General features: G+C 59.8%; 21 protein-coding genes. 14 read left to right on the forward strand and 7 right to left on the reverse strand.

Annotated elements, in window-relative coordinates:
* Positions 1 to 40 precede the first annotated feature (40 nt).
* The 5 genes from purF to E0W60_RS29890 all read right to left on the reverse strand — a co-directional run bounded on the left by purF (position 41) and on the right by E0W60_RS29890 (position 3,883).
* Positions 41 to 1,498 (reverse strand): amidophosphoribosyltransferase, encoded by a 1,458-nt coding sequence (gene purF, locus E0W60_RS29870; protein ID WP_135707092.1) that lies wholly within the window; start codon positions 1,496 to 1,498, stop codon positions 41 to 43.
* 225 nt (positions 1,499 to 1,723) lie between these two features.
* Positions 1,724 to 1,987 (reverse strand): hypothetical protein, encoded by a 264-nt coding sequence (locus tag E0W60_RS29875; protein ID WP_135706564.1) that lies wholly within the window; start codon positions 1,985 to 1,987, stop codon positions 1,724 to 1,726.
* A 282-nt stretch (positions 1,988 to 2,269) separates the two neighbouring features.
* A complete protein-coding gene (gene cynS / locus E0W60_RS29880; RefSeq protein ID WP_133096743.1) occupies positions 2,270 to 2,740 on the reverse strand; it encodes a cyanase in 471 nt (156 codons plus the stop codon).
* A 99-nt stretch (positions 2,741 to 2,839) separates the two neighbouring features.
* Complete coding sequence (locus E0W60_RS29885; protein WP_135706565.1) at positions 2,840 to 3,070, reverse strand: DUF2798 domain-containing protein; 231 nt, start codon at positions 3,068 to 3,070, stop codon at positions 2,840 to 2,842.
* 87 nt (positions 3,071 to 3,157) lie between these two features.
* Complete coding sequence (locus tag E0W60_RS29890) at positions 3,158 to 3,883, reverse strand: cysteine hydrolase (protein ID WP_135706566.1); 726 nt, start codon at positions 3,881 to 3,883, stop codon at positions 3,158 to 3,160.
* A 715-nt stretch (positions 3,884 to 4,598) separates the two neighbouring features.
* Here E0W60_RS29890 and E0W60_RS29895 point away from each other — a divergent pair.
* The 11 genes from E0W60_RS29895 (at position 4,599) to E0W60_RS37160 (ending at position 17,455) form a co-directional block, all read left to right on the forward strand.
* Positions 4,599 to 5,189 (forward strand): TetR/AcrR family transcriptional regulator, encoded by a 591-nt coding sequence (locus tag E0W60_RS29895; RefSeq protein WP_133096740.1) that lies wholly within the window; start codon positions 4,599 to 4,601, stop codon positions 5,187 to 5,189.
* Positions 5,190 to 5,556: 367 nt separating this feature from the next.
* Positions 5,557 to 6,372: a helix-turn-helix domain-containing protein gene (locus E0W60_RS29905; protein WP_240746085.1), complete on the forward strand. Its 816-nt coding sequence runs from the start codon at positions 5,557 to 5,559 to the stop codon at positions 6,370 to 6,372.
* Positions 6,373 to 6,409: 37 nt separating this feature from the next.
* The gene (locus tag E0W60_RS29910) at positions 6,410 to 6,679 is read left to right on the forward strand and encodes a hypothetical protein (RefSeq protein WP_135706568.1); all 270 of its coding nucleotides are present in this window, start codon (positions 6,410 to 6,412) and stop codon (positions 6,677 to 6,679) included.
* An 81-nt stretch (positions 6,680 to 6,760) separates the two neighbouring features.
* Entirely contained in the window at positions 6,761 to 7,903 is a 1,143-nt protein-coding gene (locus E0W60_RS29915) for a VOC family protein (protein ID WP_135706569.1), read from the forward strand.
* A gap of 46 nt (positions 7,904 to 7,949) precedes the next feature.
* On the forward strand, positions 7,950 to 8,906 hold the full coding sequence (locus E0W60_RS29920; RefSeq protein WP_135706570.1) for a fumarylacetoacetate hydrolase family protein: 957 nt from the start codon (positions 7,950 to 7,952) through the stop codon (positions 8,904 to 8,906).
* A complete protein-coding gene (locus E0W60_RS29925; RefSeq protein ID WP_135706571.1) occupies positions 8,903 to 9,943 on the forward strand; it encodes an alcohol dehydrogenase catalytic domain-containing protein in 1,041 nt (346 codons plus the stop codon). The genes E0W60_RS29920 and E0W60_RS29925 overlap by 4 nt, the downstream gene beginning before the upstream one ends.
* A 29-nt stretch (positions 9,944 to 9,972) precedes the next feature.
* Entirely contained in the window at positions 9,973 to 11,904 is a 1,932-nt protein-coding gene (locus E0W60_RS29930; RefSeq protein WP_135706572.1) for an acyl-CoA synthetase, read from the forward strand.
* Positions 11,905 to 11,923: 19 nt separating this feature from the next.
* Entirely contained in the window at positions 11,924 to 14,923 is a 3,000-nt protein-coding gene (locus E0W60_RS29935; protein ID WP_135706573.1) for a molybdopterin-dependent oxidoreductase, read from the forward strand.
* A complete protein-coding gene (locus E0W60_RS29940) occupies positions 14,916 to 15,806 on the forward strand; it encodes a 4Fe-4S dicluster domain-containing protein (RefSeq protein ID WP_135706574.1) in 891 nt (296 codons plus the stop codon). Before E0W60_RS29935 ends, E0W60_RS29940 begins: the two co-directional genes overlap by 8 nt.
* Before the next feature lie 187 nt (positions 15,807 to 15,993).
* Positions 15,994 to 17,166, forward strand: coding sequence for a porin (locus E0W60_RS29945; RefSeq protein ID WP_135706575.1), 1,173 nt, complete (start codon positions 15,994 to 15,996; stop codon positions 17,164 to 17,166).
* 151 nt (positions 17,167 to 17,317) lie between these two features.
* Positions 17,318 to 17,455: a hypothetical protein gene (locus E0W60_RS37160; protein WP_167884639.1), complete on the forward strand. Its 138-nt coding sequence runs from the start codon at positions 17,318 to 17,320 to the stop codon at positions 17,453 to 17,455.
* Between the two features lie 303 nt (positions 17,456 to 17,758).
* Here E0W60_RS37160 and nhaA read toward each other — a convergent pair whose 3' ends face one another.
* The gene (nhaA, locus tag E0W60_RS29955) at positions 17,759 to 19,174 is read right to left on the reverse strand and encodes a Na+/H+ antiporter NhaA (protein ID WP_135706576.1); all 1,416 of its coding nucleotides are present in this window, start codon (positions 19,172 to 19,174) and stop codon (positions 17,759 to 17,761) included.
* A gap of 485 nt (positions 19,175 to 19,659) precedes the next feature.
* Between nhaA and E0W60_RS29960 the strand changes: the two genes are divergently transcribed.
* Entirely contained in the window at positions 19,660 to 20,439 is a 780-nt protein-coding gene (locus tag E0W60_RS29960) for a slipin family protein (protein WP_133093153.1), read from the forward strand.
* Positions 20,440 to 20,561: 122 nt separating this feature from the next.
* Here the strand turns inward: E0W60_RS29960 and E0W60_RS29965 are convergent, their stop codons facing one another.
* Positions 20,562 to 22,247, reverse strand: a complete 1,686-nt coding sequence (locus E0W60_RS29965; RefSeq protein ID WP_240746113.1) for a PHA/PHB synthase family protein — start codon at positions 22,245 to 22,247, stop codon at positions 20,562 to 20,564.
* 900 nt (positions 22,248 to 23,147) lie between these two features.
* Between E0W60_RS29965 and E0W60_RS29970 the strand changes: the two genes are divergently transcribed.
* Together E0W60_RS29970 and E0W60_RS29975 are read left to right on the forward strand one after the other, a co-directional pair.
* Positions 23,148 to 23,588: a universal stress protein gene (locus tag E0W60_RS29970; protein ID WP_133093152.1), complete on the forward strand. Its 441-nt coding sequence runs from the start codon at positions 23,148 to 23,150 to the stop codon at positions 23,586 to 23,588.
* A 245-nt stretch (positions 23,589 to 23,833) separates the two neighbouring features.
* Complete coding sequence (locus E0W60_RS29975) at positions 23,834 to 26,578, forward strand: cation-transporting P-type ATPase (RefSeq protein ID WP_135706578.1); 2,745 nt, start codon at positions 23,834 to 23,836, stop codon at positions 26,576 to 26,578.
* Positions 26,579 to 26,619 lie beyond the last annotated feature (41 nt).

Here is a 26,619-nt window from a genome sequence, read left to right on the forward strand (position 1 = left end):
GATGGTGGCGCTGGACCAGCATCCGGCGCTGGAGAGAGAGCTAGCATCGCCGCAGCTCACCTAGCTTCTCCAGGTATTGGGGCGTAACGTCGCCCGTTACGTATCGGCCATCAAAACATGACGTCTCGAGCCCTCTGAGGGCCGGATTAAGATCGGTTACCGATCTTTGCATGTCCATGATGTCCTGATACACCAAACCATCCACGCCGAGGATGGTGCTAACCTGGTCGATATCGCGGCCGCTTGCAATCAGTTCCTTTCGCAAGGGCATATCGATTCCGTAAACGTTTGGGTGACGGATTGGGGCTGCCGCAGAGGCAAGGTAGACTCGATTGGCGCCCGCAGCGCGTGCCATGTTGACGATTTCACGGCTGGTAGTCCCACGAACGATTGAATCATCAACGATGAGAACGTTCTTCCCCTTGAACTCTACGCCCATGGCGTTAAGCTTTTGGCGTACGGATTTTTGGCGCATTTGTTGGCCAGGCATGATAAAAGTGCGACCTATGTAACTGCTCTTTACCAGCCCCTCGCGATAAGGAAGGTTTAGGCTGGCTGCAAGCTGCATGGCTGCGGGACGGGACGAATCGGGAACTGGCATTACCACATCAATGTCGGCCGAGCGGAAATTCGACGCGACCGATCTGGCAAGGTATTCGCCCATCCGCATCCGTGCGGCATACACTGACACTCCCTCAATCACCGAGTCCGGCCGAGCGAAATAGACATATTCGAATACACATGGAAGGTTGCGCGCACTTGATGCACATTGCTTGTAAGACAATTTCCCAGCGTGGTCAATGAATATACCTTCGCCGGGCGCTACGTCGCGCATCAAGGTGAACCCGCTCGCTTCCAGGGCTGCGGATTCTGAAGCGACCATCCATTCCCTCGTCGGCCCGAATTCACGGTAACCAATGCACAGGGGACGGATACCGTTAGGGTCGCGAAATGCGAGCAACCCCTGATCGGCGATACTCGCAACTACGGCGTACGCTCCACGCACGCGACGATGGACGCCGGAGACTGCGCGGAATACGGCGTCGCTATCAATACCTGTGCCACAGGTCACATCCTGTAACTCGCTCGCGAGGACGTTCAACAGGACCTCTGAGTCAGACCGGGTATTGACGTGTCGGTGATTGAGCGACTGAAGTTCGGCGCGCAACTGCGTCGTATTGGTTAGGTTGCCGTTGTGCGATAGCGTAATGCCGAAAGGGGCGTTTACATAAAACGGCTGGGACTCTTCGTCGCTCGCAGCTGAACCTGCCGTTGGATATCGTGTATGGCCTATTCCGCTGTGCCCGTAGAGTGAGCGCATGTCGCGGGTACGAAACACATCGCGTACAAGTCCCTTCGCTTTGTGCAAATAAAACTGACTTCCCCGCGAAGTCGCAATGCCAGCGGCATCTTGCCCACGATGTTGTAGTAACAGGAGTGTGTCATACAACAACTGATTGACTGGTCCTGCCCCGACGATTCCTACAATTCCGCACATCATGCCTCCGCGCTCTTGCGGCTTGGTCGAACAAACTATTCCTAGCACCCGCCCCGAACGCTAGCGGCGCTGTGATTCCACACCGCACACTGCTCAATGTGAACCGTGCCGGTTTTTCCGGAGGCTCCCACTCTTCAGTGAGAATGGAGCCTATGAAGAAGACGTCAAACGAGCTTGCATGTTGTGCTTGACCGCGGCCTGGCGAGCCATCCGACCGTTTTCGAATCATCCAACTTTCGTGAGCATTTCCCCGGTGTGAGGGACGAGAAACAGATCTCTGTCGATCAACTCGACAAGTTCTCCGCTGGACAGGCGCCAATTTTTTGCGCCTGGATAGACGCGCAGGCCTCTAGGTGTCATCACTGACGTGAAGTAGCGACACTCAAGCACAAAAACGCATCGGTCGTCGTCGCCAGCGCAAGTCAGTCGCTGTACCACCTTGTTGCCGTGGCGTGGGCCGGCCAGGGGATGCAGCAGCTTGATAGCCATGTCGGGAAACTCGTGATAGTAAGAAATCCGAGGCAACTGGACGGCTTGATCCATAGGCGTCTTGAGCGCATGCCTCGAGTAGCGCTGGCTGCATTGCCATAGATGCCGAAGTGCACGCGCAATGACGGTTTACGGTCAGTTTTCGATGCAAATCCTGGGTCCAGATTCGCTGCAGATCAACAGCTGGAAGCACTGGTCACTCGCTGTCCGGTGGTTTCGTCTGCGGCTGCCGCCGCCAGGCTGCGCGCGTCATCCGACAAGGGGTCGCGTCACATTAAGACATTAGAACGGCTTGGTCGGCAGGTACTTGCCATCGAGGGTGATCACCGCGCGGTGGCCGCCCTCGGGGTCGTCCACCTTCTTGATGTCGAGCTTGAAGTTGATGGCGCTGATGATGCCGTCGCCGAACTGCTCGTGAACCAGGGCCTTGAGCGTCGAGCCGTAGATCTGCACGATCTCGTAGAAGCGGTAGATAGTCGGGTCAGTCGGCACGCCGCCAGGAATACTGCCGCGCACAGGAATGGTCTGCAACTGGCGCACGGCATCTTCGCCCAGGTCCAGCTTGTCGGCGACGATCTTTGCCGCGGGGGAGGGTAGCGGATGCTGGCCGAGCAGGGCGGCCGTGACAAATGCCAGGCTCAGTCCGGTGCCTTCGTTGATCTGCTCGAATGTGAGCCCCTTGCGGATCTTGGCGTCGATGATGTCATCGCTCAGGGCTTGACGGGAGGATTGGCTGAATTGGGATTGGGTCATGCTGACTCCTTGAGAGGATGGAACGTGGGGTGAGGCATTCAGGCGCGCCGATCGACTCCCGCCTGCGTGGGTTTGCGGGTGCTTTGAATTTGCTATGACCTAAGGGTGGTTTGTCATGCGATCGACCAGGCGGCGAATGATGGGCGTGGCCGACACGACAACGGGCAGCATGGTCAGCCAGGAAACGCTCCAGGACCTTAGCCAGTGCTGAAAGAACTGGCCTTCGTCTGCAAATGGAATGCTTGCGATGGCAGCAGCGATGGAGCAGGTCAGTCCGGCTTGGATAACGCCATATGCGAAATAGCTGTAGCGCAAAGGAATCTTAGGCATGTGAGTCGCCCCTATGCATTCTTTGAACCGTTCATGCACCCTGCCATTGCCGCGCCACGGGCTGTCGCCCCTGGCGCATGACAGGCGCTACGCGGCGGCTCCAGCCTTTCCTGCCAACCGCTGCACGGTTTCGTTGGTATCCCACAGCGCGTTTGCGATAAAGCGGAAGTTGACCAGTGCCGCGTGATACCCGTCCCCTTCGGGTAGCTTCGGCCCTGCTACAGCGTCGCGCACGACAGCAACTTCGAAACCTTGCTCCAGCAGATCGCGCAGATGGGATTCGACGCACAGATTGGCGGCCATGCCCGCAAGGATCACCTGATCGACGCGCTGCTTGCGCAACTGCAGGACAAGGTCGTTGGCCTGCGGGCCGTACAGCTTGTGCGTGTTGCAGATGATGGTCTTGCCATCCTCGATATACGGCTTGAGCTCCGGCATGAAGTCCGCGCCCGACTCACGGAATCCGTCCAGGTTCAGCGCGCCCGGACGGTCGAACATGCCGATGGCATGCTGGAACATTTCGGCGGGGCCCTGCACTTTCCATGTGTGATCATGGGGAAAGTAATAGTGGGGAGAGATGGCGACCGTGATACCGGCCTGTTTTGCGGCCTCGAACAGACGGACCAGGTTGGGCACGAGGTTCTGCTCCGTCACGCTTTCTCCGACCACGCCCCAGCTGCGGCCTGCGGGGCTCATGAAGTCGATCTGCGGGTCAATCACGACGAGCGCGGTGCGTGGCAGGTCCAGCGTAATGGTGGACTTCGGCAGAGCCGGATCAACGGGATCTGCATACTGGGTGGGGAAATTGGACATGCAAAGTACCTCTTAATGGTGAGCCCCGTGGGCCTCGTTTCAACTAAGGATGAATGTCAACAGATCCGCGTTGAGCCTGTCGTTATTTTATACGCGACCAGTCGTCTATTTAAAACCATAAAAAAATTTCAGTACAACAACCGCTTGAGCGTCACTTTGCAAAATCGTCGGCAAACCTCGCCATCCGAACGGCTCTGGAGCGCACTCTGGCGCGCCGGGAATCTGGGGCGGTCCTGCGCAGCAAGATCGAGCGCAACGCTTCGCCGCTGACATTGGACAATTCGCGCGAAAAGTCGCCACCGCGAGGCACCCGAACTCTTGCCTCGCGCGGTCCGCCAGCAGCAACTCGAACAACTTTTCAATTCTGGCCAACGGCTTGAGTTGGCGGGTCTTGGCACGTCTCGGTGAATCGTGAGCAGTGAATAAATAATAGACGACTGGTTGGCTATTGTCAAATCTTTATCGCGCAGTCTCACTGAACTGGCACGCGCAAGTCGGGGACAACTGATGTCGTCGCGCTGTGCAATCACGATGAAGCGTATGGATGGGCAGGCACCGTGAATTGATAGATCGTGCCGGGCACGTTCGCGCTCGCCCACAGTCGACCGCGGTGTGCTTCGCAGATGGACAAGCATAGACGATCGTCATCGTATGCTTGACAAATAGCCAACCAGTCGTCTATTGTTCTCTCGACTGCTCACCAACCATCGCGAACATGCCAAGACCCGCTAACCCCGAGATCCGTAGCCGGCTGCTTATCGACGGTGGTCGTGTGATTCACAGCGCCGGTTTCAACGGGTCCGGCGTGCAGGACATCGTCGCTGCCGCCGATGTCCCCAAGGGCTCCTTCTACAGCTATTTCGACAGCAAGGAAGCCTTTGCCGCTGAAGTGCTCGAAGCCTATTGGGAGTCCATTGAACAACGCCACGGCAAAGTGATGTATGACGCGCGCATCCCGCCGTTGGCTAGGATCGAAAAATTATTCGAATTGCTGGTGGCCGACCACGCAGCACAAAATTTTAGGATCGGATGCCTTGTAGGCAACCTTTCCCTCGAATTGTCTAATACCAGCGATGGAGTCCGAAAGGCCCTGGAGCGCATTCTGGCGCGCTGGGAAGGCATGATCACGCCTTGTCTTGACGAGGCCAGGACGCGCCAGGAACTGCCGGCGGACAGTGATTCCGCGCAGCTCGCGTCCGTCATCATCGAGGCCTGGGAAGGGGCGGTCCTGCGCAGCAAGGTTGAGTGCAATGGCGACGCCTGCCGCCGGTTCCAGCAAGTCACGTTAAAGCGATTGCTGTACTGATTTTTTTCATATTAAATAGCCGACTGGTCACATATAATTCTCACCATGTCTGTAGCTGCCCGAGGCCTTGCCGCTAGCCTTTGCGGTATTCGCCCTTTCTGCCGACGCTGCTGCCGCAGCAGGTCCGGGCACGCCGGAAGCCGCCAGCGTGCTGGCTGCGGCCGCGCCGCCGAGCAGCAGCGTCACCGATCAATTGCGCAGCTCGGCTAGAGTTGCTGGCAGGATCCTGTCAGGACAAGAAGGACACGCTCGGCATGCGCGCCTCGCAAGCCCGCGCCTGTCGATGTGAGCGATTGCCGTCAAGAAAGTCTCGCAAAATGAATGCGGAGTCGGAAAACGTCGGCGACAGGCAAACGGGCTACGGGAGTTGCGAACGATTGCTTTGCATGAGGTGCTGGATTCCCTGCGGCACTGCTTCGACGCAGAAGTGCCGGACGAGCCCGAGGTTGAGGCGCTCGTGGCTCTCTGCCAGAGCGCAGGTCTTGCCGTCGAACTGTCCCGTGGACTGCGTAACCGTAGCAACGAACAATTGGCAGCCATTGACGCTGATTTTCCGAATCGCGTGCCATTGCCACAAGTGGCGGACAGACTTTGCTTGTCAGAAAGCCGGCTCTCGCATTTGTTCGTCGATGAAATTGGCATTCCGCTGCGGACATATCAGCTATGGCAGCGCTACCGGTTCGCATTTTCACGGCTTTCAGACCGGACCACGCTGACCCACCTTGCAAGCGATACCGGATTCGCTGATGCGGCCCACCTGACGAGAACCTTTGTCGGATATTCGCCCGGCACGCTGTACAGGATGACCTCGCCATGGTTCGGCCGCACCAATGTCCTGCAGGAAAAGCTTGACGCGCTTTGCCGGGGCAAGACCTTCGGCGACCTGCGCGGCCGAAGCCGCGGGCTGCATCTGCTGGTAACCGCGACCGGCCTTACCACCGGAGCGGCGTTCGAGTTCACCCCCGAGCAGTTTGCCCTGATCTGCTCAGACCTGAGCAGCGTGCCCCTGTCATTCGCGGTCGCCGCGTCGTCATCGGTTCCGATTCCGCTCAGTCCGGTAACGCTGCGCAACTATGCCGGTGCCTGTCCCCAGGCGGCCCAACTCGCGGATACGGTACGCAGCGACCGCAATCTGCAGGCAAGGATTGCTGCATGCCAATGCCCAAAGCTGTCTCGATGCTGAGAACAGGCCATACCTGCATCTCGTGGACGGAGGCTTGGTGGACAACCTCGGCGTGCAAGGCCTGCCGGACCGTACTGCTGCGCGCGGCTCGCTCGACGCGAGTTTCGGAAATCTTCCGGCTGGCTCAGTACACAAGATCGTACTGATCAGCGTGAATTCAGAACGGGACACCGCCGAGCGCATTGACCGTAGCGACCGGGTGCCCGTGACGCCCCAGCTGCTGGATTCTCTGATTTTCGGCGCCGGCTCCCGCGCAACCGGTGAAACGGTACCGGCTGCGACATCTGGATCTTTATTTTCATATTGACTTATAGGTCAGGATGACCATAATGTCATCAAAAGATAGGGCGTCGCTGCAGAGCGTGCCCGGCCACTTCAAGGAGACGACATGACCCGCCAGCCTCGCAGCGTGCTGCGCACGCCGCCAGCATTTCCAGAAAGTGCACTGCCTTCCTCGGTCCAGAAACTCCAGCGGCCAGAAGCCCTGGTGAAAGCCCAGGCGCTTGCTTTTCTCATCTTTGAAAAACATGACTTGCGTGCTGCAGAGACCTTCCTGACGGATTTCGGCATGTGTAGCGTGTCGCGCACGGACAAGCAGTTGCTGATGCGCGGCGCGGGGCCGCAACCATGCCTGCTGTCGATACGGAAGGGTCAGCGCTCACGTTATGTCGGCGCCGCGTTTGCCGTTCGCAGCGAGGCGGACCTGGTTCGCCTCGAAGCCGAGGCGAATGCCCGCCGACTTCCGCCGGACGCCGTTCCCGGAGGCGGAACCGGCGTCGAACTGACCGACCCGGCCGGCAACCTGCTGTGGCTTGTCACTGGGCAGGCGCCGCTCGATCGGCTCCCATTGCGCGCACCGACACACGTTCTCACCAATGATCCAGGCCAGCTCCGCAGGGTGAACGCTATGGTGCGGCCGCCGCTGGAGCCTGCGGCCGTGGTGAAGCTCGGCCACGTCGTTCTGCAGACCGTTGACTTTGCTGGCATGGCCCGCTGGTACATGCGGCATCTCGGCCTGATCCCGACCGATGTTCAGTATCTCGAGGACGGGTCTCCGAACCTCTGCTTCTTCCGCCTGGATCTGGGAAGCACGCCCGCGGACCATCACTCCTTCGTGCTCGCGGGAGGCATTGAGGAAAAGTATGAGCACAGTGCGTACGAGGTGCTCGACCTTGATGCGCTCGGACAGGGCCACAACGTGCTGCGTGCGAACGGCCACCGGCATATGTGGGGCATCGGACGGCACGTCCTCGGAAGCCAACTCTTCGATTACTGGTTCGATCCGGACGGCATGGAGTTCGAGCACTACACCGACGGCGATGTTTTCACCGCGGACCATGAAACGCATTACGTCCCCCTCGACATGGCCGGCATCTGGGCCTGGGGCGATGACGTGCCGGCAAGCATGGGCGTCAAGCGCAATTTCGACACGGTGCTCCGTGTGGCTGGATTGCTGCGGACCGGTCGGCTGTCCCTGGAGCGCCTGAAGTTGCTTGGCCGCGCCATGAGCCCTGCCAGACCCTGGCTGTGAATGCTCTATTGCAGGCGCTGCAGAACCAACACATCAAGGAGAACAAATGGCTGTCAAGGTCGTCCGATATATCCACGCCGGCGAGTCACACTGGGGTGTGGTCCACGACCGCCTTATCGCACCATTGCGCTGCGATGGCGCCAGTACTGCGGACTTCGTTACCAATGGCCTGGAAGCCGCCTGGCGCAGCACCGCGGGCGAGGCAACACTTGCGCTTGATGGCGTCACGCTGCTGCCGCCAGTCACGCCAGACCGCCAGTTCCTGTGCCAGGGCATTAACTACGCCAGTCATGTACGCGAATCTGGCATGGACCCCGAAAAGATTGGCTTCAACACGCTGTTCACCAAGGCTCCATCCTGTCTTGCCGCGGCTGATGCCGACGTGGTGCGGCCGGGGCATGTGCACCTGCTCGACTACGAGATCGAGCTTGGTCTGGTTGTCCGCAAACCCCTGACGGACGCACTGCGTGTCGGGCCGGACCAGCTTCACGAGTTTCTGGCAGGTGTAACGATTGTCAATGACGTTTCCGCACGCGACGTCCAGTTGCCACAGGCTCAGTTCTACAAAGGAAAAAGCTATCGCAGCTTTGGCCCCGTGGGTCCCTTCCTGGTACTGCTGAACGCAGAAGAGTGGGCACGCTGGCCTGAACTGCGCATGCGGCTCCATGTGAACGGGCAGCCACGACAGGACACGTACTGCGGCGACATGATCTTCAAACCGCACCAGACGCTGACCGAGTTGTCGGCCCTGCATGATCTGCAGCCAGGCGACCTCATCGCTACCGGCACGCCAGCAGGCTGCGCAGCCCGAGCGCCGGGAAAGCTCGCGATGTGGATGTTCCGCCACGTACTGTCCGAGCGTACGAAGTGGCAACTTTTCATCAAGAAGGGCCGCTCGAACCCCGCCTATCTGCAGCCGGGCGACATCATGACCGCTTCGATACGCACTGACGATGGGGCAATCGAGCTGGGTGAGCAGCGCAATCGCGTGGTGTCGGCATGAACATCCCATACGGCGAACCAACTGCCGCGGTGGCCGCGATCGACGGATTTGGCGAGGACTTCGCGCTCGAGGTTCGTCCAATGCCTTACCGGAAACCGCGCAAAGGCGAGATCGTGGTGAAGGTCGAGGCAGCGGCGGTGAATCCTATCGATGTGCGCCGACGCAGCGGCTATGGCAGGAGAATCTTCTCGTTATTGGGAGCAACGCGCCTGCCCCTCGTTCTCGGCAATGATTTCGCCGGGACTGTTTGTGCCGTAGGGGCTGGCGTGACAGGCCTGCGTGAAGGCGACGCTGTGTTCGGGGCCAAGCCGCCGTCAAGCGAAGGGACGCATGCCACGCACGTAATCGTCCGGCCTGACCACGTTGCGCACAGCCCTTCGTCGATTCCCGCTGACGCCCTTGCCACGTTGCCCTACAACTTCCAAACCGTGGCCAGAGCATTCGCGGATGCTGGCATTTCGCGTGATACCGTGAACGGACGGGCCGTACTTGTGTATGGGGCGACTGGCGGCCTCGGACAAATTGCTGTCAGGTTGCTCCGCCTGCTGGGAGCCAATGTCACTGCGGTCGGCTCAAAGAACGGGCTCCAGGCCTGTTTGGATGCTGGTGCCACCGAAGTGGTTGACCGCCATGCTCAATCGCTCGCCAGTTTGCCGCGGCACTTTGCCGCCACGCTGAACTTCGCCAACTGGGACGACGAAGCAGAGCTGCTGCACCTGCTCTCGTCTGACGCGGTGGGCCATGCAACAACGGTCCATCCGTTGCTTGGCAACTTCGACAGGCTGGGCCTCGTCGCGGGCGGCGTTGCTTCGCTGGCTGGCAAACGGGCCAAACACGCCCTGGTTCCGCATGGCGCACGGTATGGATGGACGACGTTCCGCTCGAACAAGGCTGTATTGAAATCGCTTGCCACATGCGCAACGTCCCTTCGCCCGATTTGCGTAAAGACCTTCCCGCTTTCGCACGTTGAGCAGGCATACCAGCACGTCACCCGGCGCGAGCCCGGGCGCGCCGTCCTGCTGCCACAGCAATCCTGACAAAACAGCCATCAATCAAGGAGACAAGCATGCCCGATACGACAGTGGGCGGCGGGACCTTGTCCGGCGAAATCCGGACCCAGGCCGATATCGACGCCTTTGAGCGCACACCGTGGGAAGACAAGGTTCCCGCGCAAAACACATACGAACTCCTGTGCCGGGCCTGCGATCGCTATGCAGAACGGACAGCGCTTCGTTTCGTGATGAACGGCGAACCGGATGCGCAAGAGTTTGCTGTCGACTACGCCACACTCAAGGCGCGCGTGACGCAGGCGGCCAATGCCTTCCACCGTAGTGGCATTGCCCCGGGCACTGCCGTGAGCCTGCTGCTTCCGAACCTGCCGCAGACGCATTTCGCCTTGCTTGGCGCGCAGGCCGCGGGTATTGCCAGCCCCATCAACCCCATGCTCGAGGTGGATCATATTGTAGCCATCGTCGAGGAAACCGGGGCCCGGGCGCTGGTCGCCTGCGCACCGATGGAAGACAGCACGCTATGGGATAAGGCGGTCGCGGTGGTTGACCGCTGCCTTGCGGTGCAGACCCTATTTGTCGTCAGCGCCAGGCCTTACGTTGGCGACGACGAGCGCAAACGCCTGGAAGCGGCCTTCCAGTTTGCGTCGCGGCCGGCTCGCGTGGAAGTGAAGGTGGTCAGCTTCGAAGACGCGTTGGCTGCGGAGCCTTCAGACATGCTGGTATCCAAGCGACGCATTTTGCCGGGCGACATCTGTTCGTACTTCCACACCGGTGGCACCACCGGCCTGCCGAAAGTCGCCACGCACGCGCATCTCAATGAGGCGTTCGTCGCCGTCATGCTGGGCGTTCTCACCCCGTCTCCCAACACAATCCTGTGCGGTCTCCCGCTGTTCCATGTGAACGGCGCGATGGTCACCGGCCTGGCCGCCTTCCATAGTGGCTGGGAGGTCGTCATGCTGACCGCGGCCGGCTATCGCGGTCACGGCGTGATGCCGAATTTCTGGAAGCTGGTCGAACGATTCAAGGCGGACAGCTTCAGTGGTGTGCCAACAATCTATAGCGCGCTCGCCGACCTGCCTCGCGATGGTGCCGATATTTCCTCGCTTCGTTTCGCATTCTGCGGTGCGGCGCCGCTGCCGGCCGAAGTGGCAAGGCGATTTGAAGCGGCCGCCGGCATCCCGTTGTACGAGGGTTACGGGATGACTGAAGGCGCCTGCGTTTCGGCCCTGAATCCGCCTCTGGGCGAGCGCCGCCTTGGCAGCGTTGGGTTGCGCCTGCCTCACCAGGCCATCGGAGTCTGGAGGACTGGTCGCGCGGGCCTTGCCACTGAGCCGGCCGCTCCGGGCGAAACGGGTGTTATCGGTATTCATGGCCCCAATGTGTTCCCCGGCTACTTGCGGGAGCACGATAACCGCGACATCTGGCTAAAGCCTGGCTGGCTCAACACTGGCGACCTCGGTTATCTGGACAAGGATGGCTACCTGCACCTGACGGGCCGTGCCAAGGAACTGATCATTCGAGGCGGCCACAATATCGATCCGGCAATGATCGAAGAAGCGCTCCTTCAGCATCCGGCCGTGGCGATGGTTGCAGCCGTCAGCCAGCCGGATGTGCACGCCGGTGAATTGCCTGTTGCCTATGTCACGCTCAAGCCGGGGCACCTTCTCACGGCCGACGAATTGCTGGCCGCGGCACGCACGCTAGTACCGGAGCGCGCCGCTGTACCTGCACGCATCGAAGTTCTGCAAACGCTGCCGCTGACTCCCATTGGCAAAGTGGCACGCGCGGAGTTGCGCATGCGCGCCGTCGAGGAAGTCTTCCGCGAACAACTGGAGCAGGCCGGTGTACCCGCCAGCGTACGTGTCGGGCCGGATATCAGGCGGGGTACCGTCGCATTCGTTCAATGCGCCGCTGCCGACGCAGCACGGGTGCGGGATCTCCTGGCAGGTCGGTTTCCATACCCGCTCGACTTCACGCATCCGGCGTGACCCGAGGCTCGATCTAGCGATGAAAAGGATTGTCCTTCGAACCATCTTGTTCGCCTTGCCAAGGGTTCTGAACCTGACCGCGTGGAAGCACGCGGACTTCCGCCGGCGCCTGAAACAGAAGAACTGTACCGCCTTCATTGGGCTGCTCGACGGCAGCATTGGGATCACCGTCGAAATCAAGGGTGGGAAGGTGCGGTCGCGGAATGCGAAGAGCGCCGACGCCGACGCCAGCCTGCTGTTCAGGGACTTGCCGACGGCCCTGAAATTCCTGATGCCCAACCCGGATCAGGGCGATATTATCCATGCCGCGAAAAACTTCAAGGTCATCACGAAGGGGCCAGACCCCGTGGTGGTCTGGTTCATGCAAACGCTGAACCTCAGCCAGACGGTGGGCGTCGAGATGGGTACGCCAATGGCCGATGGCATGCGCCGCTTTGCCACCTGCACGAATGGCGGGCCGCTGTTCGTCTACGTAAAAGCGGGACGCATCGTACGCGTGACACCCATCGAGTTCGACGCCGACGATGCGCAGGGCTGGGAGATCCAGGCGCGCGGGAGAACCTTTCGACCGCAGCGCCGCGCGCTGGTGGCGCCTCACGCCATGACGCTGAAGTCCGTCGTCTATTCGGACAAGCGCATTCTTCATCCGATGAAGCGCGTGGATTACGATCCCGATGGCGATCGCAATCCGCAGAACCGAGGGAAATCGGATTACGTGCGCATCTCCTGGGATGAGGCCCTGGACATTGTGGCCAAAGAGATCAACCGGCAGAAACGCGTCCACGGTCCCGGTGCCATCACGTTTCCGATGTCGTCCCACCATCAGTGGGGCAACGTCGGCTATTACCTCAGCGCCTTGACGCGCTTCGCCAATCTGATCGGTTTCACCCGGGTCGCCGCCAATCCCGACAGTTGGGAGGGCTGGTACTGGGGGGCGATGCATCATTTTGGCAACTCCATGCGGATCGGCGTCCCGGCGGGCTATGGCGGAATCGAGGATTGCCTCAAGGAAGCAGACTTGATTGTGTTCTGGTCCTCCGATCCCGAAAGCACCAATGGTGCCTATGCCGGTTTCGAAGGCACGCAACGGCGCCTGTGGGCCAAGGAACTCGGCATCGAGTTCATACACATCGACCCGCACAACAATCCGACGGCTCAATTGCTCGGCGGCCGTTGGATTCCGATTCGGCCGCAAACCGACGCCGCGCTGGCAACTGCAATCATGTACGTATGGGCAGTCGAAGGCCTGTACGACAAAGATTACGTCGCGGCCCGCACGACGGGCTTCGAAGAGTGGAAGGCCTATCTACTCGGGCAAACCGACGGCATCCCAAAGACGCCGGAGTGGCAAGAAGCCGAAACGGGAGTGCCCGCCCGGGACGTGCGCGCACTCGCGCGAAAGTGGGGCAACAGGAAGGTCTATCTGGCGGCCGGCATGACGGGCACGGGGTTCGGCGGCGCAGGCCGCGGCGCGACCGGCCAACAGTGGGCACGCTGCATGATCATGATGATGGCGATGCAGGGCTGGGGCAAGCCGGGGGTCAATTTCGGATGCCTTCAGCTCGGCACGCCAGTGGACCTCCATTTCTACTTCCCGGGATACGCGGATGGCGGGATTTCCGGTGACCTGATGTGGACCGGCAATGCCGTCAGCAACTATCAGCGGATGCCGCACATCCTGACGATGAACCCCGTCAAGCAAATGGTTTCGCGGCAACAGCTTCCCGACGCGATCATCAACGGGCACGCCAGTGGCTATCTCTGGGACGGCATTTCGCAGGAGGCGCAATTCGCGCCGTTCACCTATCCGATGCCGGGCTATTCGCCGATTCACATGATCTACCGGTATGGAGGCTCGGCATTCAGCACCGTCACCAAGTCCGGACGATGGATCGATGCCTATCGTCACCCCAGCATCGAGTTTGTCGTCAATCAGTCGATCTGGATGGAGGGCGAAGCCCAGTTCGCGGACATCATTCTTCCGGCCTGCAGCTCGCTGGAGCGCTGGGACATTGGCGAATGGTCGAATTCGGGGGGATATGCGCATCATGGGATTGCCGGCGTCAATCATCGTGTCGTAACGCTGCAGCACAAGTGCATTGAGCCACTCGGTGAGTCGCGTTCCGACTACGACATATTCACCGCAATTCTGGAGCGGCTGGGTCTCGGCGCCTTGTTTACCGAGGGCGGCTCGGAACTTGACTGGGTCAAGCGCGTTTTCGATGGCTCCGATCTGGCGAACCACATTTCGTGGAAAGAGTTCTGCCGCAAGGGTTACTACGTTGTCCCGCCTGAACGGCCGGATTTCCGCCAGCCGGTGGATATGCGGTGGTTCGCGGAGGGCCGCCAGAAGGACGTCCCCGAGCCGCACCCGCTGCCAAGCCAATTTGCGGAGGAGTTCGGCAAGGGCGTGCAAACGCCCAGTGGCAAGATTGAGTTCGTTCCCGAAATCCTCAAGCGCCACACGGCAGACAATCCCGATCGGCCCGCGCTCAATCGCTACATCCGCTCGTGGGAAGGTCTTGGGACCGCCACGCTGGTGGGCAAGTATCCGATACAAATGATCGCCACGCACTCGCGCTATAGCTTCCACACGTCGAGCGATGGCAAGAACAGCGCAGTGAACCACGTGCGAGACCACCGTGCCGATATCGCAGGCCATGACTTCTGGCTGCTGCGCATCAATCCCGTCGATGCGAATGAACGCGGGATCGCGCACCGCGACCTGGTCAAGGTCTATAACGACCGCGGGGCGGTGATCTGTGCGGCAGATATTTCGCCGTTGATGGTTCCCGGCGTGGTGAAGTCGCATGAGGCCAGTGCCGAATTCCAGATGGTGGAAATCGGAGGCGAAACCGTCGAAATCGGCGGCTGCATGAACATTCTTACGCCGGACCGGCCTCAGACGCGGGGTACCAGCAGCATGAGCCCCAATTCATGTCTGGTGCAGATTGAAAGATGGCATGGTGCCGAGGAATTCAAGCGCAGCCGCGCCGAGAAAGGTATCGCTCATGAGTAAGTGGAATCTCATCATCAACGTCGGCCGTTGCGAGAATTGCTACAACTGCGTCATTGCCGAGAGGGACGAACACGTCGGAAACGACTTTCCCGGGTATTCGGCACCTGCGTCAGTGTCCGGCGAAAGCACAATCCGCATTCTGCGCCGCGTCGAGGGTCAGGCACCAATGGTCGAAACGACCTACCTGCCGGTCATGTGCAACCACTGCGACAACGCGCCATGCATGAAGGTCGGTGGTGACGCGATCAGGAAGCGCAAGGACGGCATCGTCATCATCGACCCTATCAAAGCCAAGGGCCGCAAGGACATTGCCCGTTCCTGCCCCTACAAGGCCATTGTCTGGAACGAGGAGCTCCAGGTCCCTCAGACCTGGATCTTCGATGCCCATCTGCTCGACAGCGGCTGGCAGCGCCCGCGCTGCCAGCAAGCATGCCCAACCGATGTTTTCGAGGCGGTGAAGCTTGACGACAACGCCATGGCACAGAAGGCACTCACTGAGGGATTGAAAGTACTGCTGCCTAAGCTGGGCGCGAGGCCGCGAGTCTATTACCGCGGGCTGGAGCGCTGGGAAGCGTGCTTCATCGGCGGCAGCGTCAGCGTTGAGGTATCTGGCAACGTCGATTGCGTTGCGGGCGCCCAAGTGTCGCTTTATCAGGAAGACAAGAAGATTGCCGTTACAGAAAGCGACGATTTTGGCGACTTCCGTTTTGGCGGCCTGCCTGGAAAAAGCGGCGCCTATCGCGTTGAAATCCATCACAGCGCGGGAAAGGCGCACAGGGACTGCGAACTCCTCGAAAGCGTTTATCTCGGCGGAATCATGCTCGTCCCTACTCATCGCGCCCCCACTGAATGCGTCACGCAGAAGAGCGGACACCACGGCTGATATAGACGCGCCCGTCACGGAAGCAGCGGGAGTGGGTGAATGCCTGGGCACAACAGCGACGAAGCGCGCCCAGCAGTCGCCTTCGTGCGTTTCGATGGTATGTGGCTGACCACTGTGGCGGGCCTCGCCAGCTCTCTTTCCACGTGCCTTCCTTACCACCGCTACGACAACGAGGAGACATAGCAGCATGAAAGAGCGCCTTCTTACCTGTGCAGCCGTCGGATTTTTTTCCGGCGCAGCCTACGCACAGTCCAGTGTTACGCTGTACGGTGTCGTTGACACTAATCTCGAATACGTCAATAGAGTTGGATCCGTTCCATTACCCACGAATCTCTATAATGCCGGGGCAGGGCACAGCGTCACCCGAGTGAATAGCGGTGGTGTTGCGGGATCCCGCTGGGGCTTGCGTGGAGAGGAGGACCTTGGTGCGGGCATGAAGTCGCTATTCGTACTGGAAAGCGGCATTCAGGCCGATACAGGGGCCTTGGAATTGAACAACACACTGTTTGACCGACAGGCGTTCGTTGGCTTGCGCAGCGACAAGTTTGGCCAACTGACGTTCGGGCGGCAGTACACCTCACTCTTTCTTGGGCTGGCCAATTTCATGCCTGCGGCCTACTCGGTTCAGTATGAGCCGATCGGTGTGATAGCCGGTGCGAATTTCCGCGAGAACAATACCATCCAGTACGCCGCTGCAGTCGGGCCGGTAACCGCAATTGCGCATTGGTCCTTTGGTGTGGGCATTACTTTGCCGCCTACCAGTCCGTTCGCTCAGCAAGTCATGGTCGGAGGCAATGGCGAGGTGCCGGGGCGGGCCAGAACTGATACAGGGTATGGTGCAGCACTGATCTATACGCCCGGCGCATTCGGCTTCACCATCGACTACGATCAGTACAACCCGTCGATCGCCCAAGGCAGCGGTACCAATCGGCGGATAGCGGTCGCTGCGAGCTATACGTTCGATGGCAAGGCCAAGGTCATGGGTGGGTATCGTTGGGGACAAAACAAGGATCAGAATAGCCTGACAGTCCTGCGCGATGACTATTACTGGTTAGGGGCGAATTATCAATTGACTCCAGCCGTCGAGCTGACGGTTGAGTATGATTACCAGAATGTCCGGAATCTGTACGGAAACGCTACGGTGGCGAACCCCTGGCAACTGCTCTTCATGGCGAAATATAGTCTGAGTAAGAGGACAGATTTGTATGTGTCCACTGCCTATACGCGGAACGCCGGATTGATGCTCGAATCGGCGGCGTCTGGCTATGGCGCGAGCCTTTTACTCAATAATACTTACGCGCCTGCGAACGGGCAAACGTCCATGATCGGCGTTGCCGCAGGTGTTCGCCATATCTTTTAATACCGCTCAGCAGTAGAGGCCGGCGATTCCGGCCACCGACTACAACGCCTATCCGTGTCTCAATCGATTCTTTTGCTGCAGTGGACCATGCAGTAGGCAGTGTGGTCGATCCCTTTCGAAGGTTTCGGTCCTGCGCAATCTTGCCGCAGAGATGACCAATCTCCGACACAACATCCGCGCCCTTCAGGACGATCTGATTGCGTTCAAAGACATCAAGAAGCTGAAGCTCGGGCTGAAATCCTTCAAGCTCGAACCGCGAGTGCCGGACTTCGATCTCATGCCTTTCTAGCGGCGCCTTTACCACCTCGCGGTTGGGGCCAACACTTGTTGCGCAGTAGCCTGCCTCGGCACCCTCAACGTCCGTTCCTACGCAGCGAGAACAGCTGATTTCCCATAATCAGTGGGTTGACGGAGATGTGGCGGATACTTCACGAATAGCGGTCAACCCTCGGATTTGACTGACGCCGCGCTGCAGGCCGACCGGCCGAGCGCGACGCGGCGCGGGCCGAGACCGCGGGCGCGCGGGAGGAGGTGGCCGCGATCTCGGCACAGCTGGTCGAGGCGCGCGCGAGTTCATCAGCATTAGCTCTTTTCAGTTTGTGGAACTGGCAGCAGACGCACCGGCGCTATCCTCGGGGACCAATTTCAAGCGTCTTGCGTAGAAGAAACCCCAAGTCAGCCCAATGGTGGCAGCCATCGCGGATGCCAGGAGCACACCAAGCTTGGCGGCGCCAAGGAGGTTTGCCTCCTCAAAGGCAAGCGTGGCGATGAAGATCGACATCGTGAAACCAATGCCGGCCAGCAGGCCAACCAACCATACACCGCGCCACGTCACGTTGGGCGGCAATTGGCACCAGCCCAAGCGCACCGCCAGCCAGCTGACCGACACGATGCCGAGAGGCTTGCCTGCGACCAGAGCAACTACAACGCCAAGCATCGCGCCTAGTGAGCCGCCATTCGTGAGATCGACGCCATCAACGCTCACCCCCGCATTTGCCAGGGCAAAGAGCGGCATAACAATGTAGGCAACCCAGGGGTGAAGCGCTATCTGCACGCGCGTCACGGGCGGCAGCAGCTCCCGCTGTGCCTGACGGAGTTGCTTAAGCGGTGCCGCGACATGTTCCGGCTGCGGTGCTGGGGCGGTCGCGCGTGCGCGCAGCTCGTTGAGCGCACGCATGGCCATATCCAGCGGCCACTCTCGGGTGCGACCGGGCAGTACCGGCGTCATCATGCCGAGCACCACGCCAGCGAGCGTCGGGTGGGCGCCGGTTTTCAGCATTCCCAGCCACAGAACGGCACCAGGTATAACGTACGCGTAGGCAGTCCCGACGCCAATCCATTGCAGTCCGAGAACCATCAGAATCCCTGCGCCAGCAACGATAAGCCCACCATAGTCCAGCCCGCCCGAGAAGGCGACCGCGATGATCAGGACGGCGACAATGTCGTCGATAATCGCAAGCGCGAGCAGGAACACCCGGACGTTGCCGGGAATGGACTTGCCGAGTAGCGCGAGCACGCCGACGGCAAAGGCAATGTCGGTGGCGGTCGGCACCGCCCAACCCTGGCGCTGGGGCATCTCTGCATTCATCGCGAGATAGATCAACGCGGGAACAAGCACGCCACCGAGCGCCGCTGCCATTGGCAGGGCCGAAAGTCGCACGTTCGCCAGCGCCCCCTCATGGATCTCGCGCCGAATTTCCATTCCCACGACGAGGAAGAAGATCGTCATGAGTGCGTCGTTGATCCAGAAATGCAGGGGCTGCGACACGATGAGGCTGCCCACGCCGAACGAGATCGGCGTGTGCCACAGAGCGTGGTAACTATCGCCGGCTGATGAATTCGCCCAGAGCAGCGCGATCCCGGCAGCGGCCAGCAGGACAATGCCGCTGACGGCTTCGATATGGAGAAAGTGCTCGAGCGCCGAGAAGGCCTTTTCAGCCAAGACCTGCGCGCGCGGCAACGGCTGCTGTGGTGGGGGAGGTGGAGGTGGAGGTGGGAGTCGGTCCACGGTCGTAGCGAATCAGCGTTGGCGGCCCGACCAACGCATCGACCTGTCTCACTGCGACGCCGCAGTGCCGACACCCTGCGGCGATTGTACAGAGAGATTCAAGTGGGATACAAGCGCTTATACTGCCTAGTCAGCGAGCGCCCCAAGGCTGAAGAGCTCGTCCGCAAAGCCACTCCCGAATGACGGGGTCGGCCCTGCGGGCATTGGCCGGACACTGGGACCAAGCGACCCCAACGCGCGCCTGCGGCCGACAGCTTTGTGCAACGAGCGCCGGCGGCACTGAAAAACTAAAAAACCCCGGCTTGCGTTCCCAAGGCATGGGCCGCCTGCTTCAGGTGCAACTTCGGCAGTACCGTCCACGTGCATACTTTGCCCTGCCGAACAGACGTTGGGTGTCGCTTCGCCTACACTGAAAGTGTTGCCACATTGGCGTGGGTCCTGCCATTCGCGTGTAATAGGAATCAGTCAACAAGGGAGCCCAGATCATGGTGTCCGAGATCGCGGCCGCCGGCGTCTTTTTCCTGGTCGCGGTGGTCATCATCTCCGCCTTCCGCGTCTTGCGCGAGTACGAGCGCGGTGTCGTATTTATGCTGGGGCGCTTCTGGAAGGCCAAGGGGCCGGGTCTTGTGCTGGTTCTGCCGGCAATCCAGCAGATGGTGCGGGTCGACCTTCGGACGGTGGTGATGGACGTGCCAGCGCAGGATCTGATTTCGCATGACAACGTCTCGGTAAAGGTTAATGCCGTGGTGTACTTTCGCGTGGTGGATCCGGAGCGTGCCATCATCCAAGTTGCGAACTTCCGCGAAGCCACAAGCCAGCTTGCGCAGACCACTCTCCGATCGATATTGGGCAAGCATGAGCTTGATGAGATGCTGGCCGAGCGAGAAAGGCTCAATCTCGACCTTCAGGCTGTACTTGATCTCCAGACCGATGCCTGGGGTATCAAGATCTCAAGCGTGGAGATCAAGCGCGTTGATCTCGATGAATCCATGGTGCGTGCCATTGCCCGACAAGCCGAAGCCGAGCGCGAGCGGCGAGCGAAGGTCATTCACGCGGAAGGCGAGATGCAAGCCTCGCTCAAGCTGCTGGCGGCATCGCAGATACTAGCAAAGGAGCCGGCCGCGATGCAGCTGCGGCTCATGCAGACCCTGACGCAGATCGCGGGCGACCGGGAGTCCACCATCGTCTTCCCGCTTCCGATCGACGTTCTCAACGGCCCGTCACCTGAGCGGGTGGAGCAGGCCGCAAGCAGGAAGGGAACATAGAATCTGACGATCAAGTCCCGCAGTTCGGGAGATCACCATACTCACGGCATTCCTCCCTTACAGCAGTTATTGTTGCGCTCAGAGGGCCGTTTTCCTTGTGCTCACAATCGGAGATGCGCAGTTCAACGTTGATGAACATACGTCCCAGGGGCATCAGCCAGAATCGGTAAGCCGCGCCCAGGCGCCCCCATTGCCGGTGGCGGGACGCGCTGGCGCGACGACCGGGCTTCCAGCCACTCGACCCATGCCGGCCACCAGGAGCCTTCGCGGAGTCCAGCACGCTCGAGCCACCGGTCTGCGTGAAGGCACGGGTCTTCCGCCTTCTTGTGCGCGAGCCAGTAGCGCCGTCCCGGATGCCCGGGTTCGCTGACGATACCGGCGTTGTGACCGCCGCTGGTCAACACAAACGTGACGTCGGTGTCACTCAAGTAGTGGATCTTGTAGACCGACGGCCATGGCGCGATGTGATCCCATTCTGTGCCGACCGCGAAAATCGGCGCCCGGATGTTCTGGATTGCAACCGGATGTTCGTCTACCACATACCTGCCGGCGGCAAGGTCGCCGTTTAGGAAGAGCGACCTCAGATACTCCGAATGCATGCGGTAGGGAAGGCGGGTCGCGTCCGCGTTCCAGGCAATGAGGGCGTTCATCGGGGGCGGCTCACCCATTAGGTAATGGCGAAGCATGCGCGACCAGATGAGGTCGTTCGAGCGCAGTAGCTGGAAGGCCCCCGCCATATGGAAGGCCGGAAGGTATCCCCGTTGCCACATCAGGCCCTCCAGTGACTCGACCTGGCTGTGATCGATGAAAAGTTCGAGTTCTCCCGGCTCGCTGAAATCGGTCTGGGCGGCGAGCAGTGTCACAGAGGCGAGCCGCTCGTCCTCCACATGCGCCATGGCCGCCGCGGCAATCGACAACAGCGTGCCCCCGAGGCAGTAGCCGATTGCATGGATCTTGCTTTTCGGCACGATGGGGCCAATGGCCCCGAGTGCCGCCATGACGCCGAGGCGGCGATAGTCATCCAAGCCGAGATTGCGATCAACGGCGGTGACGTTGCGCCAGGAGATGCAGAAAACCGTGAACCCTTTGCCAACGAGGTAGCGGATCAGCGAGTTTTCCGGCGACAGATCAAGAATGTAGAACTTCATGATCCAGGCCGGAACGATCAGTAGTGGCTCCGCGTAGACACTCTCGGTCGACGGCGTGTACTGGATGAGTTCGATCAGGTGATTCCGGTAGACGACCTTGCCCGGCGTGATCGCGACGTCTTCGCCAACCCGGAAGTTCTCGGTCCCGGCGGGTGGCTCGCTGTTCAGGTTCCGACTGAGGTCCTCAATGAAACACTGGATTCCGTCGACGAAGCTCCGCCCCCCGGTCTGCAGAGACCGATTAATCACTTCCGGATTGGTAAAGATGCAATTCGACGGGGAAAAGACATCCAGCACTTGCCGCGTGGAGAACGAGACGACATTCTCGTGGTGCGGCGAGACCCCGGGCACATCATGTGTGGCGGTGTGCCACCATTGCTGCGTAAGGAGAAATGCTTGATACCAGAGCACGAATGGCAGTTCTTGCCAGGCTTCGGCACGAAACCGCGTGTCGCCCGGAAGTGGCTCGATGCAGTTGGATGTCTTATTCTCAGTCAATGCCCGGCGGACGGCATATGCTGCCAATCGGCCCAACTTCTTCCACGCCTTGTTGACAAGCTCCGCTTGTTTTCCCGGAGAACGGGAAAGATGAACCAGCCAATCGGAATAGGCAAGCCACAACGCAGTTGGTGAGATGCCGCCCGTCGCATTCGCTGCCATGGCGGCAGCAACCCGGTCGATGGCGCGAAACAGCTCGAACCCACCCGGCTCGTCGAGATGCGTGGCAAGCGCGTTCAGAGCCGCCGGCCTCGAATCGGATCCCTGAGGGCGGCTGAGTTCCGGGCCCGTCCTCCCCACTGCCTGTGCATTCTTCATCGGGCACCTCCCAACAAAGGTATGAGTGCAGCTTAGGAACAACGCATGGTGTCTGGAAAGGACTGTTTCGCGAATCCAGCGCCCACCAGCATTCTTGCTGGGGATCAAGGGCGATGCGGGTACGTAAGCTAATGTAGTTAAAAAGCGATCGGCCAGCACCCTCGCCCGACGGAGGGAATCCATGGATATAGGCAGGCAGCGCCCACATCAAGCCCTGTTCACCCCGCCCGCCCTATGGAGCGGATGGATTCACTCGACGGGTTTGGGCGACGTTTATGTCTCCGACTGGGTGAATGCCAGGGACATTCAACGGACAGCGGGAGATTTGCATCTGGACGATGTTGTGCTGACATTGCAGCATTTCATGGTGGGGCTGAAGCCTGCGGAGCTGGACGTGCTCGCAGTCTGCCAGGCGACTGTACCAGCCCTTGCCGCGGCGGCGCGCCTGGTTGGGGCAGGCTATCCTGAGCCGCGCTCATTGGTGTTGCTAGGCGGCCCCATTGATCCATGCTGTAATCCGACCCCCGCTGACCCGCATGGCTGGAAGCCTGCCTCCAAGCTGGCTCGACGCACTGGGGACGCATATCGTGTCCTCGGGGTACCGGGGCGCGGATCGGCGAGTCTATCCGGCCGTCCACGACTGGCTGGTAAACACCCCAAATCAGCCTTGGCCCGGGCGCAGTGCATGCCCGCTGCCGGCACGATTTCTTACGCAAGTTGTTTCCGGATGAACAGGAGGGTGTGATGACCGTAGTTGTACTCCCGACCGATGGTTCATCTTTCAGCGCTGCAGCGGCACGGAGGCTGCTTCTCCCCGGCCTTTTCGAGCGGCCCCTGGCGGTGCATATGGTTCACGCATCGCCGGAAATTGTGGGAAGGCCGCAGGCTTACTTCTCGAAGGAGCAGATCGACCAATGGGCCGACGAGGCAGCGGAGGAAGCCTTCGCTGCCATGCGTCCGCTACTCCAATCGGCAGATGTCATCGTGACAGAGCATCGCCGCACGGGTGAACCTGCCGAAGTCATTGTGGAACTCGCCCGCGCCTGTGGGGCAGATGCAATCGTGATGGGTACCCATGGCCGAGGTGCATTCCTGGCAGCGGTATTGGGCTCGGTCGCCTCACGCGTAGTGGCGACAGCAACGGTTCCGATTTTGCTGGTGCCGAAGAAAGTCGAAAGCTCTTAAGAATGCCGACTTGAGTCTTCGAGCCCCCCGCAGTCATTCGTGTCGAAGGATGACGGCAAGAGTTTGATGCCGGGCGCTCGTCCGCCGCTCCATTGTGGTCGGGCGGACCGAAATGTCGTTCAAACGGTCGGCCAGGAGCCAGCGATGAAATGATCCCCACTTCACTTCGAGGCAATGCGTGGGCGCCGCGCCTGCCATGAAAGCTAGCGGCAAGCGACACCGAAAAAGAAGCAAAAAGGACTGTCATGAGAAAGTCAAATGCGGAAGGGGTTCAGGTTTCCTGGCATAGCATTTCCATAGCGACCGCCCTCAACAAACTGGAGACATCCACCACAGGCTTAAGTCAAACCGAAGCGCAGGCGCGACTGAAGGATTTCGGGGTCAACCGCTTGCCAGAAACATCGCGTCGCAGCGCATCTGCTCGCTTCCTGCTCCAATTTCATAATGTCCTGATCTATGTACTGATTGGCTCTGCTGCGATAACGGCTTTCTTGGGGCACTGGATTGATACCGGAGTGATTTTGGCGGTTGTCATTGCGAACGCCGCGATCGGCTTCATTCAGGAAGGCAAGGCGGAAAAAGCCATGGATGCTATTCGCCATATGCTGGCACCGAGAGCGAATGTGATTCGCGGAGGCGAGCGCGTCAGCGTTGAAGGTGATAACCTCGTCCCCGGCGACATCGTGCTGATAGAAGCGGGCGACAAAGTCGCTGCCGATCTGCGTCTTATCACCGCGCACGTTCTGTTAGCGCAGGAGGCGATTCTCACCGGAGAATCCGTGCCTGTTGTAAAACGAAGCGAGGCTGTCCTGGCCGACGCGCCACTTGGGGATCGCGCTTGCATGGCGTTTTCCGGCACCCTGATCGTCAGCGGCCAGGGCAAAGGCGTTGTCGTAGCGACCGGAGCTCGAACCGAAATCGGGCATATCAGTAACCTCCTTTCCGAGGTTGAAACCCTCACCACCCCCTTGGTCAAGCAGATGGGTGCCTTTGCAAAATGGCTGACTATTTGCATTCTGCTGATTGCTGCATTGCTGATTACATATGGTTATTTCGTAGGTCATCACGAATTCAGCGAAGTGTTCATGGCGGTAGTAGCATTGGCGGTGGCTGCAATCCCGGAGGGTCTACCCGCAGTGCTGACCATCACGCTCGCTGTTGGGGTGCAAGCGATGGCCCGGTGCAATGCCATCGTGCGTCGCTTGCCTGCCATTGAGACGCTTGGCTCAGTATCTGTCATATGCACTGATAAGACCGGTACGTTGACCCGGAATGAGATGATGGTGGCTTCCGTACTGACCCATCAACATCGCTTTGCGCTGGACGGCGATGGCTATTCCCCAGAAGGCGAACTCAGGCTTGAAGAAGTGCGGGTGTCCCCGCTTGAGCATCAGGTGCTTGAGGAACTCGCCCGTGCTGCCGTGCTGTGTAACGACGCGGCACTCCATCAGAAAGATGGAATTTGGCATGTGGAGGGCGACCCGATGGAGGGGGCGTTGCTGGCCTTTTCCGGAAAAATGGACGTAGATGCGCGTAACCAGCAAGGGGCGTGGGCGCGAACCGACGCGATCCCCTTCGATGCAAAACACCGATTCATGGCAACACTCAACCATGATCACGATCGCCACGCCTTCGTATTTGTCAAAGGTGCGCCCGAGAGGATACTGGCTATGTGCCAGAACCAGCGCGGACCGGACGGAACAATCGAGCCACTCGACGCCGATTACTGGAATGAAAACGCAGAGCTCATTGCGACGCAAGGGCAGCGCGTACTGGCCTTTGCTTTGCGGTCAGTAGCCCCGACGCAAACCGTGCTGGAACATGCCGATGTAGAAGGCAAGCTGACCATGCTCGGCATGGTGGGAATGATGGATCCACCGCGCGCCGAAGCCGTTACCGCGGTCTCGGAATGCCATGCAGCAGGTATCCGCGTCAAGATGATCACGGGAGACCATGCCAAAACCGCCGCCGCGATCGGTAAGCAGATCGGGCTGCAAAACCCGCATACCGTGCTGACAGGGGTTGATTTGGGCGCGATGGACGATGCCGCGCTGCGGCAAGTGGCGTTGAGTTGCGACATCTTTGCCCGCACCAGTCCGGAGGACAAGTTGCGGCTGGTGATGGCGCTGCAATCCCATGACATGACAGTAGCCATGACCGGCGATGGCGTAAACGATGCGCCCGCTTTGAAACGAGCCGATGCGGGGATCGCCATGGGGAAGAAAGGTTCGGAGGTCGCCAAGGAATCTGCCGAATTGGTATTGGCGGACGACAATTTTGCCTCCATCGTCGCCGCTGTACGCGAAGGCCGTACCGTATACGACAACATCAAGAAGGTTATTAGTTGGACCTTACCTACCAATGCCGGTGAAGCCATGACGATTGTGGTAGCGCTGCTTTTCGGTTTGACGCTACCCATCACGCCCGTCCAGATACTCTGGATCAATCTGATCACGGCCATCACGCTGGGCATTGCATTGGCTTTTGAGCCGACGGAAGAAGCTACCATGCGCCGCGCGCCTCGATCGCGCGCGGAGCCTCTGTTGAGTGGTGTACTGGTATGGCATATCGTGCTGGTTTCTGTGCTGTTCCTTTGCGGTGTCTACGGTGTTTTCTCATACGCGTTGGACCAAGGCCACTCCTTGGAACTGGCACGTACGCTGGCCGTGAATACGCTAGTCGTGATGGAGATTTTCCACTTGTTCTTCATCCGCAATTTCTACAGCACGTCTTTAACATGGAAAGCCGTGCGCGGCACAAAGGTGGTATGGGCGGTGGTTGCTGCCATCACGGCGGCACAATTTGCCATTACCTACATGCCTGCGTTGCAAGACGTGTTCGCCACTGAATCTGTGCCGTTTTGGGACGGCGTGCTGGTGATCGGTATAGGCATCGCACTATTCGCTATAGTGGAAACAGAGAAACAGATTCGACTTCACCTACGGCCGGTCAACCTGCATGGGACGGGTCAGGCAAGGGGCGTGGATTGAACCATGACCCGTCTCCGAATTCGGCCTTCTTCTACCCGCTT

The organism is Cupriavidus oxalaticus (assembly GCF_004768545.1).
Classification (GTDB): domain Bacteria; phylum Pseudomonadota; class Gammaproteobacteria; order Burkholderiales; family Burkholderiaceae; genus Cupriavidus; species Cupriavidus oxalaticus_A.

What these genes read in the sequence shown, in the direction of transcription:
- purF (WP_135707092.1), bottom strand. Translation starts at nt 1,498, where the DNA reads ATGTGCGGAATTGTAGGAATCGTCGGGGCAGGACCAGTCAATCAGTTG.
- E0W60_RS29875 (WP_135706564.1), bottom strand. Translation starts at nt 1,987, where the DNA reads ATGGCTATCAAGCTGCTGCATCCCCTGGCCGGCCCACGCCACGGCAAC.
- cynS (WP_133096743.1), bottom strand. Translation starts at nt 2,740, where the DNA reads ATGACCCAATCCCAATTCAGCCAATCCTCCCGTCAAGCCCTGAGCGAT.
- E0W60_RS29885 (WP_135706565.1), bottom strand. Translation starts at nt 3,070, where the DNA reads ATGCCTAAGATTCCTTTGCGCTACAGCTATTTCGCATATGGCGTTATC.
- E0W60_RS29890 (WP_135706566.1), bottom strand. Translation starts at nt 3,883, where the DNA reads ATGTCCAATTTCCCCACCCAGTATGCAGATCCCGTTGATCCGGCTCTG.
- E0W60_RS29895 (WP_133096740.1), top strand. Translation starts at nt 4,599, where the DNA reads ATGCCAAGACCCGCTAACCCCGAGATCCGTAGCCGGCTGCTTATCGAC.
- E0W60_RS29915 (WP_135706569.1), top strand. Translation starts at nt 6,761, where the DNA reads ATGACCCGCCAGCCTCGCAGCGTGCTGCGCACGCCGCCAGCATTTCCA.
- E0W60_RS29920 (WP_135706570.1), top strand. Translation starts at nt 7,950, where the DNA reads ATGGCTGTCAAGGTCGTCCGATATATCCACGCCGGCGAGTCACACTGG.
- E0W60_RS29925 (WP_135706571.1), top strand. Translation starts at nt 8,903, where the DNA reads ATGAACATCCCATACGGCGAACCAACTGCCGCGGTGGCCGCGATCGAC.
- E0W60_RS29930 (WP_135706572.1), top strand. Translation starts at nt 9,973, where the DNA reads ATGCCCGATACGACAGTGGGCGGCGGGACCTTGTCCGGCGAAATCCGG.
- E0W60_RS29935 (WP_135706573.1), top strand. Translation starts at nt 11,924, where the DNA reads ATGAAAAGGATTGTCCTTCGAACCATCTTGTTCGCCTTGCCAAGGGTT.
- E0W60_RS29940 (WP_135706574.1), top strand. Translation starts at nt 14,916, where the DNA reads ATGAGTAAGTGGAATCTCATCATCAACGTCGGCCGTTGCGAGAATTGC.
- E0W60_RS29945 (WP_135706575.1), top strand. Translation starts at nt 15,994, where the DNA reads ATGAAAGAGCGCCTTCTTACCTGTGCAGCCGTCGGATTTTTTTCCGGC.
- E0W60_RS37160 (WP_167884639.1), top strand. Translation starts at nt 17,318, where the DNA reads ATGACCAATCTCCGACACAACATCCGCGCCCTTCAGGACGATCTGATT.
- E0W60_RS29960 (WP_133093153.1), top strand. Translation starts at nt 19,660, where the DNA reads ATGGTGTCCGAGATCGCGGCCGCCGGCGTCTTTTTCCTGGTCGCGGTG.
- E0W60_RS29965 (WP_240746113.1), bottom strand. Translation starts at nt 22,247, where the DNA reads ATGGCAGCGAATGCGACGGGCGGCATCTCACCAACTGCGTTGTGGCTT.
- E0W60_RS29970 (WP_133093152.1), top strand. Translation starts at nt 23,148, where the DNA reads ATGACCGTAGTTGTACTCCCGACCGATGGTTCATCTTTCAGCGCTGCA.
- E0W60_RS29975 (WP_135706578.1), top strand. Translation starts at nt 23,834, where the DNA reads ATGAGAAAGTCAAATGCGGAAGGGGTTCAGGTTTCCTGGCATAGCATT.